This is a genomic window from Microcoleus vaginatus HSN003 (assembly GCF_022701255.1).
Taxonomy (GTDB): Bacteria; Cyanobacteriota; Cyanobacteriia; order Cyanobacteriales; family Microcoleaceae; genus Microcoleus; species Microcoleus vaginatus_B.
The window spans coordinates 6,416,050-6,435,123 of sequence record NZ_CP031705.1; the positions used below are offsets into that span (position 1 = coordinate 6,416,050).

Annotated in this window: 11 protein-coding genes; 4 read left to right on the forward strand and 7 right to left on the reverse strand. The window is 44.2% G+C overall.

The features are described 5' to 3' along the window. Positions 1-328: 328 nt before the first annotated feature. Both D0A37_RS27465 and cysC read right to left on the reverse strand, forming a co-directional pair. Entirely contained in the window at positions 329-646 is a 318-nt protein-coding gene (locus tag D0A37_RS27465; protein WP_242719358.1) for a hypothetical protein, read from the reverse strand. A gap of 141 nt (positions 647-787) precedes the next feature. Further along, positions 788-1,339, reverse strand: coding sequence for an adenylyl-sulfate kinase (cysC, locus tag D0A37_RS27470; protein WP_242719360.1), 552 nt, complete (start codon positions 1,337-1,339; stop codon positions 788-790). 342 nt (positions 1,340-1,681) lie between these two features. Between cysC and D0A37_RS27475 the strand changes: the two genes are divergently transcribed. The 4 genes from D0A37_RS27475 to D0A37_RS27490 all read left to right on the forward strand — a co-directional run bounded on the left by D0A37_RS27475 (position 1,682) and on the right by D0A37_RS27490 (position 6,019). Next, on the forward strand, positions 1,682-2,665 hold the full coding sequence (locus tag D0A37_RS27475; RefSeq protein ID WP_242719362.1) for a glycosyltransferase family 2 protein: 984 nt from the start codon (positions 1,682-1,684) through the stop codon (positions 2,663-2,665). Between the two features lie 130 nt (positions 2,666-2,795). Next, positions 2,796-3,377 (forward strand): HlyD family secretion protein, encoded by a 582-nt coding sequence (locus D0A37_RS27480; RefSeq protein WP_242719364.1) that lies wholly within the window; start codon positions 2,796-2,798, stop codon positions 3,375-3,377. 39 nt (positions 3,378-3,416) lie between these two features. Further along, the gene (locus D0A37_RS27485) at positions 3,417-4,814 is read left to right on the forward strand and encodes a sulfotransferase family protein (RefSeq protein WP_242719367.1); all 1,398 of its coding nucleotides are present in this window, start codon (positions 3,417-3,419) and stop codon (positions 4,812-4,814) included. 125 nt (positions 4,815-4,939) lie between these two features. Beyond that, positions 4,940-6,019 carry a hypothetical protein gene (locus tag D0A37_RS27490; RefSeq protein ID WP_242719369.1) on the forward strand — a complete coding sequence of 360 codons (1,080 nt, stop codon included), beginning with the start codon at positions 4,940-4,942 and terminating at the stop codon, positions 6,017-6,019. Between the two features lie 39 nt (positions 6,020-6,058). Here the strand turns inward: D0A37_RS27490 and D0A37_RS27495 are convergent, their stop codons facing one another. From D0A37_RS27495 to D0A37_RS27515, 5 genes are all read right to left on the reverse strand, one after another. Next, positions 6,059-9,184, reverse strand: a complete 3,126-nt coding sequence (locus D0A37_RS27495; RefSeq protein WP_242719371.1) for a tetratricopeptide repeat protein — start codon at positions 9,182-9,184, stop codon at positions 6,059-6,061. 81 nt (positions 9,185-9,265) lie between these two features. Further along, the gene (locus tag D0A37_RS27500; RefSeq protein WP_242719373.1) at positions 9,266-15,112 is read right to left on the reverse strand and encodes a tetratricopeptide repeat protein; all 5,847 of its coding nucleotides are present in this window, start codon (positions 15,110-15,112) and stop codon (positions 9,266-9,268) included. 183 nt (positions 15,113-15,295) lie between these two features. Beyond that, positions 15,296-16,423, reverse strand: a complete 1,128-nt coding sequence (locus tag D0A37_RS27505; RefSeq protein ID WP_242719375.1) for a calcium-binding protein — start codon at positions 16,421-16,423, stop codon at positions 15,296-15,298. Positions 16,424-17,008: 585 nt separating this feature from the next. Next, positions 17,009-17,797, reverse strand: a complete 789-nt coding sequence (locus tag D0A37_RS27510; protein WP_242719377.1) for an SDR family oxidoreductase — start codon at positions 17,795-17,797, stop codon at positions 17,009-17,011. Positions 17,798-18,019: 222 nt separating this feature from the next. Then, positions 18,020-18,925 carry a nuclear transport factor 2 family protein gene (locus D0A37_RS27515; protein WP_242719379.1) on the reverse strand — a complete coding sequence of 302 codons (906 nt, stop codon included), beginning with the start codon at positions 18,923-18,925 and terminating at the stop codon, positions 18,020-18,022. Positions 18,926-19,074 lie beyond the last annotated feature (149 nt).

Below are 19,074 nucleotides of genomic sequence, written 5' to 3' on the forward strand. Positions count from 1 at the left end.
GGTGCATCTACTAATTTAATCTCCCGCCTCAAAACACCTCTTTCAGGACACTTTGGCAGAATTTAGGAGAATTTGTGGCGAGGGCGTGCGATCGCAAAAAAAAAACCCCGAACCAAAATTGGTCGGGAGTTAATTAATCAGGGTGCATCTACCAATTAACCTTCCTGAGAATTTGAGCGCAATCCGGACAGTCGGATCGAATTTTTCAACACGGCGATCGCTTGAGAATAGGCAAATTCTGAATTACAGAGTGGGAGGGCGATCGCATTTCCCAGGAATTGACCAAGCGGAGTCAGCTCCGGGATTGAGTAGGGCTATAGAGTGTCTATTAGTGCCGTTTCTTTTGATTGGAAGGCGCTTTGACAGGCTCTTGTCTGTTTAAGTAGTATAAAAGCGCGATCGAGCCCCCTATTAAGATACCTACTACTACTAGACTAATAGCTATTACTTTGGCGCCTCCCGATAAAAATACGTAAATCAACCCAAAATAAGGAACCCCTAACAAAATAGCAGTAGCTAGAGTTTTTAAGGAGGTCAAATTAATTTCTATTTCAAGATGCTTGTAGGGTTGTCCTTGAAATTTGTAGTGGTCTTTAGATTTATTTAGGGGTTCTGGAGGGGGGATGAAAGGTTTTTGAGATGACATAATGTTTTATTGATGTTGGCTGACTAATTGTTTGAGTGAAATAGCTGTCAAACCTGCGGATGTTGGGGAAAGCGATCGCTCACCCCAACAGATAGATAATCTAACTTCAACCCAAGAGCCAAAAAATCAACAGATGAACGTTTAAAGTTGAGCAGAAGATAGAGCAGTGCTCGCCCAAAAAACTTCTAATTTATCCATCACTTTAGCTACACTCTCCGCTACCGTTTCCCGATCCGTGAGGCATTCTACTGGCGGGTGCAAGGGTGGTTCGTAAGGATCGTCAATGCCAGTAAAACCTCGAATCTCACCGGCACGAGCTCTCTTGTAAAGTCCCTTCACATCTCGCTCTTCGCAAACTTCGAGGGGAGCTTTCACATAAACTTCAATAAAGTTACCGATTTCTCGGCCCACTTCCTCTCTGACATCGCGGTAGGGAGAGATGACTGAAACTAAAACAATTACACCGTTTCTAGACAAAAGATTAGCGACAAAGCCAATGCGGCGGATATTTTCATCGCGATCGGCTCTGCTATAACCTAAATCTCTGGTGAGACTTTTGCGGACGATATCGCCATCTAAAACTTCTACTTTGTATCCCTGTCGCCGTAAAATTTTGGCTAGTTCAGTAGCAATCGTACTTTTGCCTGCTCCGCTTAAACCCGTGAACCACACGGTAATGCCATCCTGTTGCATATATAATTCCTCCCTTAAAAGGTAATGTGTTCAGTACCCGTTAACTGTCGATAAAATCGTGTATTTGTTGCTGGGGAACGGGTGGCTCTTGATAGTTATTCTTTCCGGGGTTGGCTGTCCGATCCGGGTTAAATTTGGCAAGGATGTGGGTTTGGAGTTGTTGGGGAGGAAAAGAGAGGCGCGATCGCTATTTTCATAGTTAACGAAAAAATTAGGCAGGCGATCGCACTTCTTAATTTGAAAATATCTATCCTTTGTCTGGCTGCTTCCGGAACAAATGCCCAAGTTGCTGTATTAGCTGACAATACTTGACGATACTTAAGGTCAACAAACAGCGATTTCATGTCAACTGCCACTCGGAAACCACAGGTGAGCGCGATCGTTCCCGCCTACAACAGTGCCTGTTACATCGGGCAAGCAGTCGAGAGTATCCTGAATCAAACTTATCCTGACTGCGAAATAATTGTGGTAGATGATGGCTCGACAGATGACACCCGCAGTGTTTTACAGCCTTACTGCTCGCGCATTCGCTATATTTATCAGGAAAATCAGGGAGTAGCGGCAGCTCGCAATCGCGGCATTCAGGAAGCTAGGGGCGAGTTAATTGCGTTTCTCGATCACGATGATTTTTTCCTACCTGATAAATTAGCAGCACAAGTAGCTTCCTTTGAAGCTCAACCGCAACTGGGAATCGTACATAGCGGCTGGCGTCGAGTCGATTGGCGGGGTGAACCTTTAGGCGATGTAGAACCTTGGCAAAAAGCACCGAACTTAGATTTAGAAGACTGGGTGCGATGGAAGCCAATTCTCCTAAGTGCGATGATGGTTCGTCGAGAATGGTTGGAGCGAGTTGGCGGTTTAGACACTCGATTTCAACAGGTGTGCGATCTCGACCTCGCCCTGCGTTTAACGCTCATGGGTTGTCAAAGTACCTGGTTGCATCAAATAACCGTATGCTATCGGGAACACGATCGCAATGAATCGCGAAAAACCCCTCTACAAGCTCAGGAATCATGGACTGTACTGGATAACTTTTTTGCTCTTCCACAAATACCCCAACCAATACGCCAGCTAGAGAGTCATTACCGTTATTACACTCTTGTTTGGAGTGCGTGGCGACTGTATCACACTGGGTATATTTCGGAAATGGTTCCCTACCTAGAGAAATCTCTCAGCTATACGCCATATTCACTCACAAAAACTGTCTCGGATTGGCTCAAAAGTTTTATGAGATATACTTCAGAATGTGGCGGCGAACTAGATGTCTTTTCTTTGAGCAATTCGCGACAGTGGCAACAGTTGATGAATTATCTACTCAAATTTTGAGCTAAAGCTAAATCCCGTCAGAGGGAAAGCAATAAAGTATCAATATTTCGCCACTAACAAATTTTCCTAAAATTTACTCCGGATACAGGACAGTTAACCAGTAGAGATTAATAAAGATTCCTAAAGAGAGATGCACCAAAAATCAGAAAACTTTGAAAATCTGTTGCAGGAAACTCAGGAGGAACTGGCGCAGGCTAATTTTCAACTGCATCGAAATCATTGTTACTTTCAGCAGTACCAGGCTCAGGCACGTCAGGCTTTCACCTTATTGCAAACATCCCAGGCTCAACTGCACCGAACACTAGCTTTATTACAAACATCCCAGGCGCAACTGCAACAGGCGCAAAAAGAGCGGGAGCAGTACCAGTCTCAGCTACACCTGATGCAGTGGGAACTGGAGCGATCGCAATTTCAGCTAGCGATCGTCAGCCAAACAGGTGAACCGAGCCTGGTGCAATACAAACTGCTAGTATGGGATGCCTGGTACGCCTATCGAAAAGGCGATCTAGCTAGGATGAGTCAGTGCTTGCACCAAGCAGTGAAATGCACGCCTTTCTCAAAAACAAAAACTGTCTCACATTGGTTAAATAGTTTTGCTCAACTTTCTTTGAATAAAGGTGAGAGTATCGATATTCAGTGTCTCAGCAATACATCGGAATGGAAGCAGGTTATTGACCGCATAGTTGGTTCTCCTAAAATGACGGCTAATTGAGATATTTTTTATTTTCTAGAAACTAAGAGAGGTTAAATCATGATGAACATTCTTCCGGAAAATCATCCATTGGCTACTATTGTGTGTGGATTTGAGAGAGGTGGAACAACTTTACTCTCTGAGATATTAAGGCAGCATCCTCAGCTTGACAGCGGATTTGAAGGCGGATTTTTACTAGCAGACGAAGCCTCTAATTTTGGTTCCATAGAACCTTACTATACTAATCTTAAAACTGGTTGGGGACTAGGAGACAGTCAACTCAATCACATTTGTGCTGCCAATACTTGGTCTGATGTGTACCAGAGACTAATTGAGCAATCTCCTATTATTAAAAACAAAAATACTTTAGTTTTTGATAAAACGCCAAAGTATATGCAAGTATTATCTAATGTTCTCAGTAAAGTTCCCAATATCCCCTGTATAGTTCTGGTGAGAGATCCGAGAGCAATATTATACTCTTGGTTTAAAAGAGCTGGTTTGAAAAAAGAAGTCTGGCTGGAAAAAACGTTGTCAATTCAGTGTCAAAGATACTTATCCTACGCTTCGGGGTGGAAGACAGCGTTAGAAAATGGATTTGGCGATCGATTATTATTAGTAAATTATGAAAATCTTTGTTCAAATACCTTGTCGGAATGTCAAAGGATTTTTGATTTTATTGGTTTAGATTTTCACAGCGACTATTTGTCGTTTAAATACCATAAAAAATATGGTAATGTCTATGGAGGTGGAGTTTCATTAGAATATTTGACTGAATACCAACAACATTTCTCAGATGATGTTTGCCAGCAAATTTTGAAAGCAACTGAAGAATTTAGCAATTTTTGGTGGCACCCTGACAATCTCTCGGTCAATTTGCCAGAAAATCCTGTCGAAGAAGTCTCTAAAAAACCAGTAATAACTATTCCAGAAGATGCTTCAATTAAAATTGTTGATGCGATTAATTTTCAAGAAAATTTTTCCGAAAAGTTATGGGGAGTTTCCATTGATTTACCAAAGCGCAATACCTATGTAGATTCAAGTCATGCGATCGTTGGAGGCTGGGCGATTGGCAAGCCGTCTCGGATTTCTGAGATTGAGTTAATCTGCGACGACAAAGTAATCCAAAGGATTCCTGTTAATGGGGTACGACCAGACGTAGCTCAGGCGTTCCCTCAAGTGCCTAATGCTGAAAATAGCGGCTTTACAGCGACAGTAAAACTAATTGGAATGCCCTCTGAAGCTGAACTCCTTCTCCAAGCTATTTTTGAGGATGAAAGTTGCGTTCCCCTGGGAGTAGTGCGATTTCTACAAAAACCCCTCAATCCTGGTTATGAATCTGTGCTGTCTGAAACAAAAAAGGAATTACAGCAGTTTCAGCCTCAGGTTCAGGAACTCGCAGTCGATGTAGAGCGATCGCAAGCTCAACTCGACCAAATAGAGGCAGATATGAAAGTCTAGGCATTCCCTCGTCCGGAAGATAGTTAAGTAGTTGGATATAAATAAAGGGAAAGAGTCAGAAACATGGTTTCTTGAAGGAACCATGTTTCAAGATTTGTCGATCGTTTCGGAGAGGATCGGATTTTTTGAAAGGAACCCAATACTTTTTAATTAGCGCTTTGGCACTTACACTTGGAGCTGTGCCGGCCACTCTCGCTGAGTTTACCACACGTGGCATAGATGCTAGAACCTCTGGCATTTTCAAAATCGCAGATTCTTCTGATAATGGCTATACATACGGTTACGCTCCTTCAATTATCAAGCACAACGGGATTTATCACGCTTTTTATTGTTCCAGCCCGGAGCCCAGAGAAGGAATTGATGCTATACGCTATGTCTTTTCTAAAGATGGGGTTAACTGGTCTGCTCCGAAAGTTGTCCTGAAAGCTAAGCCTAGGATTGATGATAAAACTAGAAAATTGACCAATCGAGCTGCGTGCGACCCTAGTTTAGTTTACTATAAAGATTACTACTATCTTTTCTATTCTAACCAGCATCAAACAGGTTTAGAGTTAGGCGATCGCACCGGAACTCAGACTACTATTTCCGTAGCTCGCGCTCGCAATATCATCGGCCCTTACTTCACCTATACCGAAAGAGGCACATGGGAAGAGAATCCGCCCGATGTAAAAATGATTATTGTGCCGCAAGTTAAACGCAGCGGAAACCGACACAATTACGGAGCTGGCCAACAGACGGTAGTCGTTAAAAATGGGCAGTTATATATGTGGTACACTGACGACTCGCTTCACCCTAACGAAGGGCCGCGCATATATTTCTTGAAGTCAAATGACCCTGTAAATTGGACTGGGAAGCCTGTACCGATAAATCTCGCCAGAACTGCTTCAGTTGATATCAAATACGATGCTAGAAGGGGTAGATTTGTCCTCGTGCAAATACTCCGCAGTCACCAAGCAAGTCCTTCGTTAGCTACTGCTTACTCTACAGACGGAATTAACTGGACGGGTTTTCGGACTCTTTACCGCGATCGCAAATTCCCTGCTTTCACTCACAATGTGGGAATGAGTAGCGATCGACTTGGGCATCTAATAGATGGAGAAAATCCCCTTGTTGCTTTTGGGGCTCCCTACGATCTGAGTACAAAAGATATATGGGGGGTGTGGGATTTGTTTGGAGTAAGAGTGAATCTAGGTTCTCCTCTCTGAAATATTGCACCCCCCAATGACAGATTTGATTAGAGCTAATCAACAGGACTTGATTTGGTACTTTAACAGCACTGTACCCAAGATAACGCGACTTCCATCTTCAAGAACAGCTTCTAAAGTTAGTTCAGCCTCATCAGGCAACCCGATTACTTTCAAGATTGCTGAAAACCCGCTTTTTTCACCCCAGGGTGCTTGTGGAAAAATCTGGGCTACATCGGAGCGATTTCCATCTATAGCGATCGCCTCAATGACTTGTCCGTCGCAGATTAACTCCACGGCAACAGCCGGAGAAGTCTTGCCTACAATCCAGCCGGCAACAATAATCGAACTACTATTTATCTGGGTTTCTGGAGCTGGGGAGTCTATTGAAAAAGCCCACAATTCACAAGGATTTTCCAAGCTAGAAACCGCTAGGATATCAACTATAGTTACAATCCTTAAACTATAGTTTTCTTGTTCCCTGCTGAAATTGGGGTTGTAGCAAGGATCTTGCTCGATTAAATGTCCCCACTTTTGCTGCATTTTTTCAGTTTCTTGCTGGAATCTCCGTTGTTTTTCTGGAGTATCTTCTTGCCCGCGACTCTTCGACTCATAGTGATATAAAATTACATGAGGCAGATAAATATTGCGGTAGCCATGAGTCACCATGTTTAGGCATAAATCAACATCATTAAAAGCTACAGAAAGCAGTTCTTCAAATCCTCCGACCTTTTCAAACACCTCTCGCCGACACATCAAACACGCTGCTGTCACGGCTGAGTAGTTGTTCACGGAGGCAAGCTGAGAAACATATCCCTGATGGCTAGCAGGAAAATGTTTGTGACTGTGACCTGCTACACCGCCAACTCCCATCACCACTCCTGCGTGCTGAACTGTATTGTCAGGATACAGCAATAAAGCACCTACAGCACCAATTGTCGGTCTTTGAGCTTGCTCAACCATTGCCTCAAGCCAATCAGAGGTGATGACTTCTGTATCGTTATTCAAAAACAGGAGGTAGTCACCTTTTGCTTTAGTTACTGCATAGTTGTTGATGCGAGAATAATTGAAAGGTATGTTATACTCATAACACTTAAACCGATTGGGCTCTAAGCATTTCCAAGCGGCAATAATTGCTGCTGTTTCTGGTTCATCACTGCCATTATCTATGACGATTACTTCGTAATTGGGATAGGTACTTTTTTCAAAAATAGACTTCAAACAACGATCCAAAATATTCCCTAAATTTCTCGTCGGGATAATGATGCTGATAAGTTTGTATTCTGGAATTTGATAGCGGATGATATAAACCCCTGGAGACTCTGGCGGACTAACAATTTTACTGCATTTTTCACCGCGGCGTTCTACTGCCTCTGTTAATGCTTTTGTAGCTGCTTGTTCGGCGTAAGATTTAGCTCCATGATTGCCAGCAGTAGACTCGGAGTGGATTCTCCAGTGATAAAGAACTTTGGGGATGTGGAAAATTTTGTCAGTTTTTTCTGTGACTCTGAGGACTAAATCGTAATCTTGGCTGCCTTCGTATCCGAGTCGGAAACCACCTACTTGCTTGACTAGGGAATGGCGATAAACACCTAAGTGACAAGTGTACATTCGGGAGAGAAAGGAATCAGGACACCAATCTGGTTTAAAAAATGGATCGGTACGCTTACCTTGTTCATTCAATTTATCTTCATCGGAATAAATCATATCAGCTTCAGGATGCTGATTCAGGAAAAAAGCCATTTCGTAAAGAGCTTCCGGTGCTAAGATATCATCATGATCTAACAACGCAATAAATTCTCCGGTTGCCACTTCCAAAGCTGAGTTTGACGAAGCGGATATATGCCCGTTTTTACTCCTAAATACTACTTTGATTCTTTCATCCTTAGCAGCATAGTTCGCCAGAACTTCTTTGATGTAGGGTTTTGTGGAAGTGTCATCTGCAATACACAGTTCCCAGTGCGGATAAACTTGAGCTAAAACCGACTCGATCGCCTCTTGCAAAAGTTCTTTAGGAGTGTTATACACTGGCATGATGATACTAATCCGAGGCTGATACTTAAACACCTTGACTTGTTCAGCCATCTGCCGGAAGTCTTCAGGCTTCGGTGAATTTTCCTGGAGCCACAATTCATAGATATCTGAACTACAGGGGATTCCTTGAAAGGTTCCCTCGAAATTATTTCTTTTCTGCAATAACTTGGCTAGCTGAAAAGATGCCTCGATCTCATCTGGTTTAATGTGAAGTGCCATCTGATAAAAAATAATTGCCTCTTGATACTCACGCCTTCTGACTAGGGCATTGGCTAACTGGCAATATAATTGAGGAGCGTCTGGCTTAATTTCTAAAAGTTTGTGATATAGTTCGACATCATCTGGGTTCTGCTCAATGGTTTTATAGTATAAGCTAACAGCTTCTTTTGAATACAATCGACTTTGTTGTTGCAGAGCATCAGCCAACTTTTCATGCACCAAAGGCAGATCCGAATTTAACTCGATCGCCCTTCGATAAGCTCCGATCGCCTCCTCCCACCTCTGCAACTCCATCAAAGCCTCGCCCAAATTATAGTAAGACCAATGGAAGTCTGGATTTAGCTCGATCGCCCTTCCATACGCCACCGCCGCCTCTTCCCACTTCTCCTGCTTAATCAGCACATCCCCTAAATTATTGTGCGACCAAGAAAAGTCTGGGTTAAATTCGATCGCCAGACGATATGCAGCAACCGCCTCCTCTAACCTTCCTTGTCCTTGGCAAATATCCCCCAAATTGTGGTGAACTTCCCACAAATCCGGCTGAATTTCAATAGCTTTTCGATAAACTGTTACCGCTTCATCGAACTGCTTTGTTTGAACAAGAGCCTCCCCTAAATTTTGGTAAATCTCCGCAGCTTGATAATCAATCTCTAAAGCTTTGCGATAAGAGGCGATCGCCTTCTCCCACTCCCCCTTTTTAGCCAAAGCTTTCCCTAAACTGTAGAGAGGTTTAGCAGCATTGAGGTTAGTAATCATAACACTGCGGTTAAAATGGTCTTTTCGCTGTTTTTCCTCTGCCTCAGATGCCGATAATTCGCTTTTTAAAATAATCGCTTTGGGATTCGGTTCGTCATAACTATAAATTTCTACAGTAGATGAATTAGAGGACTGGTTATTGAGGGGAAATGGAATAATATTAGATTGGTTACTCATACCCTGTACCTGTTGTAATTTGAGACGGTTAAAGCAGTTGAGTTTATTTTTCATCTACCTAGAGAGGTATCCGGAAAATTACTAAACTTTTGCTAGTTCAATGGCGCGATTGTATGCCTCGATCGCCTCATCAATCTCGCCTTTTTCTTGCAAAGCATCCCCTAACTTTTGGTGAACCTCCCAGATGTCCGGTTTCAATTCAATAGTTTTTTCATAACATCCGATCGCCTCATCCAACTGACCCCAACTATCCAAAGCATCCCCCAAACTTTGATAAGCTTGAACCAAATTGGGATTTAACTCGATCGCTCTCCGATAACAGGCGATCGCATCTTCGCGCCGATCGAGACTGGCCCAAGCTTTCCCCAAACCGTAATGAGGTGAATCGAAATTCGGGTTCAGATCGATCGCTTTTCGGTAAGCCGCGATCGCCTCCTCACACTGCCCCATAACGCTGAGCACCTCCCCTAAATTGTGATAAGCATCCGCATAACTCGGCTGCAACTGAATCGCCCGTCGGTAACATGAAATAGCTCGCTCCAACTGACCCAGTTCTAACAAAGTATTGCCCAGAGTAAAGTGTTCCTCAGGCTTTGCCCAATTGATATCGAGAGTCAGAGCTTCATACCAACATTCTGCCCCTGCTTGCGGCTGACCGGCCTGCAAAAATACCCTCGCTAAATTTCGGTAAGCCGAGGCTAAAGTCGGTTTAATTTTAATTGCTTGTTGGTAACAAGCAATTGACTTTTCCCAGTGTTTCTGCTGAGCGTAAAGGCTGCCTAAATTGGCATGAATTTCAGCAAAATTCGGCTCGATTTCCAGGGCTTGAACGTACCAATACCTCGCTGCCTCTGCTTTGCCCATAGCTTGGGTAGCATTCCCCGCAATCTTGTAGGCAAATGCTGCATCCGGTTGGATTTCAATAGCTCGCTTGCACTCTGCGATCGCCTCTTCAAATTTCCCCTGGGCGTAATAAGCTTCGGCCTGTTTGATGTATGTTTCTGCACTGACAGAAGGGACGATCGCCACAGGTTTGCCATTGTTACTACTACCGCTATCAAATGCAGATAATGTTAAACTTTCGGCAGATTTTGAATGACCGTTGTTCAGATTGTTTGCTGGTGCCGCAGAAGCGATCGCATCCCCAACTTCCACAGCGGCAGCAGGTTCGTGAGTGTTTCGATCGCCCTTTACCCGCGTCGCAGAAGCAACAGTATCACTTGCTAGATGGTTGGCTACCCAACCACTGTTGTTAAGTGCCGCGGCTTTCTCCAAACAGACAGCAGCTTCATGTACTTTTCCTTGCTTTTTTAACGCTATCGCCAGATTTTGATAAGCCGCCTTTAAATTCGGATTTAACTCGATCGCGCGGCGGTAACACGCGATTGCATAAGTAATTTGACCTTGCTTAAACAAAAGGTTGCCCAATTTAAAATGCTGATCTGGCGATACCTTCTCCGGTTCCAAAGAATAAGCTTCGTACCAGCACTCGTTCGCCTCTTCCAGTTTGCCCTGCTGCGTCCACACCCTAGCCAAATTCCGGTAAGCTGGTGCTAAATTCGGTTGGATAGCAATCGCTCTTTGGTAGCAAGTAATTGCCGGTGATGGCTGTTTAGCTATAGCATACAAAGTGCCAAGATTTACGTAAACATCTGCATCGTTAGACTTAATTTTGATGGCTTTTTTATAGCACTCGATCGCATCTTCTGTATTTCCTTGCACTTGCAAAATTTTGGCCCACAGTTTGTAAGCAGCCAGCGCATCCGGTTTAATTTCAATAGCTCGCTTGCACTCAGCAATAGCCCGCTCCAACTGTTTTTGAGCGCAATAAGATTCTGCCCGCTGAATGCAGTCATCAGCGGTTTCTGGTTCCCGAAAATCTGCCGTAAAACCGCTATCAACAACTGTCACCGGCGACAAAACCTCAGCCGAGTTTTGAGCAGCAGGTGCAGAATGTTCCGAAACGGCGATCGTATTTAAATGTTGCGGTACAGCAGGAATTGTTGTCGGCTGCTGCAACTGTATACGAGGTTTTTCAGCGGAGATTGTGGAATCGAGTTGCAAGGAATTAGCGGCAACATTTGCCGGCAAAGTAGATGTTTGGGGATTCTGAGGTAACTCCGATTTCGGATTCAAACTTACAACTACTGTCTTGAACAAATCCCCAAAAATGTTAGCCGGACGTTCCATTATCTTTCGATAAGTAGCAACTTCCTCCTGCACCTTTTTTTGAGCTTTGAGAGCATTTCCTAACTGTTGGTAAGCTTCGTTTGAATTGGGGTTTAACTCGATAGCATGGCAGTAGCAGCGTATAGCCTGCGTTACCTGATTCTGCCTCAAAAAGTTATCGCCCAGATGAATGTGTTCTTCAGGAGTTGCCTTGGCAGGTTCCAGAGAATACGCTTTAAACCAGCACTCATCAGCCTCCGATAGCTGCCCCATTTGTGACCACACCCGAGCTAAATTTCGGTAAGTTGATGCTAAATTCGGTTGAAGGGCGATCGCTTTTTGGTAAAATGCGATCGCAGATTGCCACTGCTGTTCCTGAGCGTAAAGCGTACCCAAATTAGTATAAGCTTCAGCAAAATCAGGGTCTAGTTCAATCGCCTTAGCGTAGCAATTTTTCGCCTCCTCTATCTTGCCTTGAGCTTGCCTAGCATTCCCCCAAATTTTATAAGCCCTCGCATCTGGTTTAACTTGGAGAACTCGCTGGCAAGCCGCCGCCGCCTGCTCGAATTTCCTTTGACTATAAAAGGCTTCTGCACCTTGAATGTAGACTTCTATATCGTCAGCTTTGAAGGCTAAAGCACCGTGGCTACTATTAGTTATTGGCTCTTTTATCTGAGCAGGATTGGCTTTTTGATAACAAATTAAAGCCCGCTCCCAATTTTTTTCTTGGGTGTACAGACTAGCAAGATTAGTATAAACTTCGGTAAAATCAGGCTGAATTTCCAGAGCTTTCACGTACCAATCCTTTGCCTTGGTTAAGTTACCTTGTACTTGACTGATCTTGCCCAAGGTTTTGTAAGCTGGTGCAAAATCAGGTTTCTGCTTCAGGGCTTGCTCGCAAGCAGCTATAGCATCGCTTAACTTGCCTTGTTCTAAATAAAATTCGGCCCTTTTTTGGAAATAATCTGCTGATTCTTGATTCATGATTGGTGTAGGTTTCTTAGGGTTTTCAAGAGATATTAAATTTGGGGTATTTTTTTTTGAAGTAAATAGATTAGTTTCTTCCAGCATTTTTTGGAGAGACTTCAAATTAACTAAAATATCTTCAGTCAATGGGTTTTGATACATTAACTGTCGAATCGGGTAACAATTAAAGCTTTCTCCTATTACATAATAATGTGGAAGATTTAGCTGCTGAGAAATCGCCCAATAGTATTGCCTGATATAATTGGGAGAGACTAGCTCAATTACTTTTGTTCCTGCACCACAAAAGATAATATTTGTCAAACCGCTGCCGTGAGGCGCTACGATAGCTTTGGCACGAGAAAATAAGGCTATTTGCTCCTCCAAAGTCATAGATTCTAGTAGCACGGAGACAAAGCCAAATCCGCTTAAAAATTCGATTACCTGTTCTTCATTGATGACTCGGCGATAGCTGGATTTGCTGCGGCTGACATAGATGCGTTCTGGATAAATATATTTCAGTGCGTCTTGCTCGCTTAGCTGTGTACTTTTAGGGAGAAAGATGTTCGCACTACAGAGTTTCTGAAATTTTTTATTTAAAAAAGCTCGCCTCAAAAACTCAAGCGCCCGCGGCGACAGCCAGCCCAAATATCCGGGAAAAGAGGGAACAATTAATTGTTTGGCTTGAATATAAGGATGGCGATCGCTCTCTATAATTTTATATTCAGGAATTCCTAATGCTTTCAGGGTTTCTCGCTGAAAAGGTTGCTGGCCGCTATTAACCAAAAACCGATCTATCTCTTCCAGATTTATCCCCCAACGCTGCAAAACTTCAATCCGGGGCAAAATATCCACCATCCAGTGAAAATAGACATTGCCCGAAAGTCCAGCCAATACCGCCACCGTACCGTCTATCTTTTCTAAAGGTGGCAATTCTTCGGGTTTTAAATTCAGAAACCTGTGCTGAGTAGAATGTTGATTTTCGCATCCCGGCAACTCTCCCGGATATTCGCGGGAAAGTTCGGGTAAAAGCCGATCGCCAGAATCGATAATAGCAATAGCATTGCAAATCATCCAAGAATTTTTCTGCGGTACAACCCAAGCCCGCCCATTTGGGAGTGAAGTCACAAACGTTTCCGGCGACTCAACAGCAGTCTCTACCTGCTGAGTACAAGAATATACGCCATTACCTAAATGCACAGGCTCAAATTGTCTGAAAATCCGCTTGAGACACGGCTGACAATCTAAGCCCTGACAGTTCGATTTTTGCTTTTTATTCCCGTTAACAATGGAGGGATGTTTCATGCTTCCCAAGTCAGAGTCAGAATCGGACTCCGACAGGGAATTCATTCCCTGTCTCATAGCTGAAGTCCTCTGAAGAGGACTAAAACACCACTCTTTAGTCCACTTTAGTGGACTTTCGCTATTAGCCAGGGGTTGAAACCCCTGGCGGGCTGAGGGAGAAGGAATCAGCTTCTGTTTAAGAGGACTAAAACGCCGCTCTTTAGTCGTCTTTAGTGGACTTGCGTTATTAGCCAGAGGTTTCAACCCTTGGCGGGCTACGGGAGAATGAATCAACTCCTGCTGTTTTTTCAATACAGCCTGCAACTGTTCGGAAACATCCGAGCGATCGCCCGCCATTACCAGCACCATGTGGTAAACTACAATCGCTGCCGAAAATCGTTTTTGCTGACTCAAGCAATCAGCCAGCCGCAAGTAAATATCCGCATTCTTAGGTTGAATTTGTAACGCTTTTTGATAATAGCTTTCCGCTTGTTCGTACCCGCCGTACTCGAATAAGGCGTTTCCCAAATGGATGTAAGTTTCTGCTAAATCGAGGAGCAATGATGAAGGATGAAGCAGATTGTTAGCAAGACTAGAAATGGCGCACCCAGAGCCGTCTTTTCCTTGAAGTTGCTTCAGAAATCGGACACAGGCTATTTGAGCTCGATCGAGTTCATTAAGTTCTGCTACGGAAGTCAACCGCATCTCTACTTGGTGGCAAAAACCATCAACAAACTGGCTTTGCCCAGCAATCGCCTTTTGCCAACATAGCATTGCCTCAGGTAATTTGCCTTGTGCCATCAAAGAAAAAGCGCGATCGCTGTATGCCGAAACCAAATCGGGCTCTTTGCTAATTACTAACTCAAAACATTCTATTGCAAAAGTATGCAGCCCCAATCTTTGGAATGCTTTCCCCAAATTGTGACGAGCCCTGACTAATTCTGGCTGCAACTCGATCGCGCGGCGGCAAAGGGCGATCGCATCTTCTGGCTTCCCCAGTTGTAACTGAGCAATACCTAAATTATTGTACAGAGTAGCATCATCGGGGGCCACAGCTATTCCCGCTTGAAAAACCACAATTGCTTCGTCAACTTTGCCCTCCTGCATCAGAATGCAGCCCCAATTGTTGTAGGCATTTATCGCGTAGGATAAAAGAGCTGGTTGAGAGCTTTTTTTCCAACAAGATATCGCTTGCTGGTAACTGTAAATCGCTGCTTCTATCCTGAGTTGCTGGTGAACGGCAACGCCGATATTGTAGTGAGCTTTAACGTCATCTGGATTGACAGCCAGTGCCTGCCTGTAGCTGCCAATCGCCCCTGTCAAATCTCCTTGCTGTTGCAAAACTCTACCCAAATTGTGCTGCAATTCGGGGCGGTTTTTTTCGAGTTCCAGCGCCTGCTGGTAGTGAAAAGCAGCATCTTCTATTTTTCCCGCCCGCTCGCACAGCAAACCCATTTTGGCAAAAGCTTCTACTAAATTGGAATTTTGTTCTGTCCCTTGGGTACTGAGCATACTTAAATTAGTAATTTTAAAAGGTAAATTGCAGCCACTAGCCGTAAATAACATCAGACCCTCAAGTGATTAACAAGCTTTCTGACTTGTGAAGTCGGTCGCTAATTCTTTTGGTGAGCTTTTCGCCAGTCGCTAATTCTTAAATTCTATTAATGATAGATACACCCTACATCGGGATAAACTTTAAATTATTTCAAAGTTATTCGACCCAAGATTCAGGTTGTTACCTACTTGAGCCACGATCGATATTTGACCGTTTTGATTGCGGTAGTAGAGCGAACCGTCAACCGGGTTGTAGATCAGATTAGCCGTGCCTGCAGCCCCTGGATCGTTGGGATTGAAATTGGGGTCGGTAATAAATTGGTTGCCACTTAGATTGCCCGGTACTAAAGCATTAAACACAGCTTTGTCAAGCTGAATTTTATCTTCTGTAGGATTAAAGTCGGTAAGAGTATCCATATTATCTATGCCGAGGAACTCGAAGCGGAATGTATCCGCCCCCGCACCACCTGTGAGGGTGTCATTTCCTCTGTCGCCAGAAACAAGGTCGTTACCAGCATCACCCATAACGATGTCATTGCCTTTACCGCCGTACAACATATCGTTGCCATCGCCGCCTCTGACAGTATCATTTCCTAAGTTGCCACTTACGAAGTCGTTGCCAGCGCCGCCAAATAGCCAGTCATCGTCTTTACCGCCGAAGATAGAGTCGTTGTCCTCGCCACCGACGACGACATCATCGCCCTTGCCTCCAAAAAGGGTATCGTTGCCTTTACCGCCGTCGAGGAAGTCATTGCCCCGATCGCCAGAAAGGATGTCATCGCCCTCGTCGCCATAAAGAACGTCATCGCATTTACCGCCGAACACCGTATCGTTGCCAGCGCCTGCTCTAACATAATCATTTCCCTGGTTGCCTTCGATATAGTCGTTGCCGTCGCCGCCGTCGAGGATGTCGTTGCCGCGATCGCCGTAAAGGACATCATTGCCAGCATTGCCCTCAACGATGTCATGGCTTTTACCGCCCATGACAGTATCATCGCCTTCGCCCCCAGAGAGCGTATCTTCTCCCTGGTTGCCTTGGATGACATCATTGCCACCGCCTCCACCAACTAGATCGTTACCTTCTAGAGCAGCCAATTCTTCATCTTGGTTACTGCCATAGGCAATGTCGTCCACAGCAGTGAGGGTTAGTTGCGGGATACCGGGTCTAGTGGTGGGCCTGGGTTCACCACTGGAGCCTATGATAATCAAACCATCACAGTCATCTGAGCCTGTACTGGGTGGTGGACTAGGAATTACGATTTGAGACATGGTAAATCCTTTGTTGAGGATAGTGATTTATGTGCAATATCTGCACCCTAGCGAGATGACCAACCAGCTAAAGAAAGCAATCAATGAAGCTTTTAAGCAAATAAACCTAGAAATCGCAACTGATTGACAGGCCGATCGATGATCGGTCAAGTTGTTGCCTGTCTGTTGGAGCGCCCTGTTAACCCAACTATTAAGACAGCGTTCTGTTCAACGCTTAAGGGTTGAGTGGGATTTGTTACATCGGACATAGCCTGTCATCTCGAATGGGAGAATATCTATCGAGAGCCTTTATCTCTCTTGTGAGATTTACTAGCTACAATCCTGATGTCCGGAATGGTTATATGTGAAATTACTCAAAAAATACAAATTATTTATTTATTTATTTTTTTATTTAAAAAAATACTGAGACCACCAAAAACTATTTAACTATCCAGAACTATTGGCTGCACAATTTATAGCAACTCCTGGTTATAAATCCCTGTTAACTCTCGGTGGGAACTTTTCCTAAACAAACGTAGTCTGAGCATATATAAACTCAGAAATAAAGGGGTTATTTAAGTCGGATTTGGTTTCACGACTGACTGCTCACAATTCTTTTCGATGAACCTGAGTTGCACTAGCTTGGTCTGTCGGAACTAGCAAGACTTCACTAATATTGACATGAGGCGATCGCGTCGCGCAAAAATACACCACATCGGCTACATCGTCCGCAGTCAGCGGTGTTAATCCTTGATAGACATTTTTTGCCTTTTCTGCATCACCGTGAAACCGGACATTGCTAAATTCTGTTTCCACCAAACCAGGTTCTATTTCCGTCACCCGCACTGGTGTTCCCAAAAGGTCTTGTTTCAACCCTTCGGAAATAGCTCTCACTGCTGCTTTGGAAGCGCAATAAACATTACCTTTCGGATAAGCTTGGCGACCTGCTATTGAGCCGATATTCACTACGTGACCGCGGCCTCGGCTTACCATTCCCGGCACGATCGCGCGAGTCATGTAAAGCAAGCCTTTAACATTGGTATCAATCATTTCTTCCCAATCTTGGAAGTTGCCTTCGTGCAGTTTGTCTAAACCACGGCTCAATCCCGCATTGTTAATCAGAATATCGATGTTTTTCCAAGCCTCGGGAAGCGCAGCGATCGCCGATTCGACTTGCGGGCGATCGCGCACGTCCAATTCTAGTAAATAAATCTCGTTCGCCGACGCGATGGATTTTGTTTCTACAAGTTCGTTTGCAAGTCGCTCCAGCTTTTCCAGACGGCGGGCTGCCAAAATTAGTTTGGCTCCACCTTTGGCGAATATCTTGGCACAGGCTGCTCCGATACCGCTACTCGCACCTGTAATGAAAACAAGTTGGTTTTGGAGAGAAATCATTTTTAATAAGAAGGAAGATGTATTAACCTTTCTAGGGCGCAGAGGCCGCAGAGAGAGGGCGGAAAAAGAAAAAACTTAGTTTTTAGTTGTAGAGAATCAAGTGTGGTTAATTAACCATAATTCTTGTAGGGGTCGATTTAGCTCGTTCTCTCATTTGTATTAGAGATTTTACTTAAACCGCCACTACAGAAATTACCCAAATAACCCATAACACCTATTTTATTACTTAACAACCCGCAATCGTACACTAACCGTTGCAATTCCACCTTGTCGCATCAGAACTGCGGAAACCCACCGATTTTCGGGCGTAGCCGGAGCTTTACCTACTTTAAAAAGTCCCCCGGAATTTAGCAATTCCAGCTCGACTTCTGAGGGATTAAAAAATGTTTTTTCGGTAATGGGTTCCTCCAAAACAGTCCCTATTAAAATATCATCTCCGATCGGCTCTCGCACAATGGCATCAAAATGGTACTCTTCGCCCACCTTAACTTGATCCGGAAAATTCACTTGAATTGTGGGAGGATTTTGGCCAGAACTAAGCTGAGTTTGTTCTGCTAAAATCTCTTGACTAACTATTTTTTCACCTTCAAAGCGCTGCTGGGAACGGATGGTAGCTTTGAGAGTGAATTCTCTGCCATCCTTTTTTTGAGTGCCGGCAATTGTAGTTATGGTTTCTGCAAGAATCGCGCTACCTTCGGTTTTCCAAGATTGGATCTCGGTGCGGTAATTTAAACTCGGATATCGCTCCCAGAGTTGGGCGAGGCCTTTTTCCATGCTTTGGCTGTTTAAGCCGTCAGAATGAGTGAAATTCGGGCTGTAAAATGCCATGACTGCTTTGACATCGCGTCGGTTGGCCGCTGCGTCAATTTCTGTTAGCAGTTTTGTAAGTGGGGCCGGCGCATTTGCAGGGGTTTGGGCGATCGTTTGGGGAGTCGCCGCGATCGCACCGATCGCTCTTGCCGCACTAGGATGCAGCACGCCAGCACTTAGCACTGTTAAACATAACAACATTTGAGCGATCGACTGCCCGCCGTTAAAGCCAAAAACGATCGCCCGATCGGGTTTTTTGTCCCGACGGCTGGAAAAATCCTGAGATGCACTTGGCACTAAATTCAAAAAATTACGCATTAGATGATAATTTGGTTATTTGTCAGGAGTCGTGGCGCGGGCAACTGTTCGCCGGCAACGAAAACTGACAATGGAAGGATAGACACGGCACAATCTAATTTTAGATGGCTGATTGAAAATTGGCTGAAACTGCCGGAATAATAAGCATA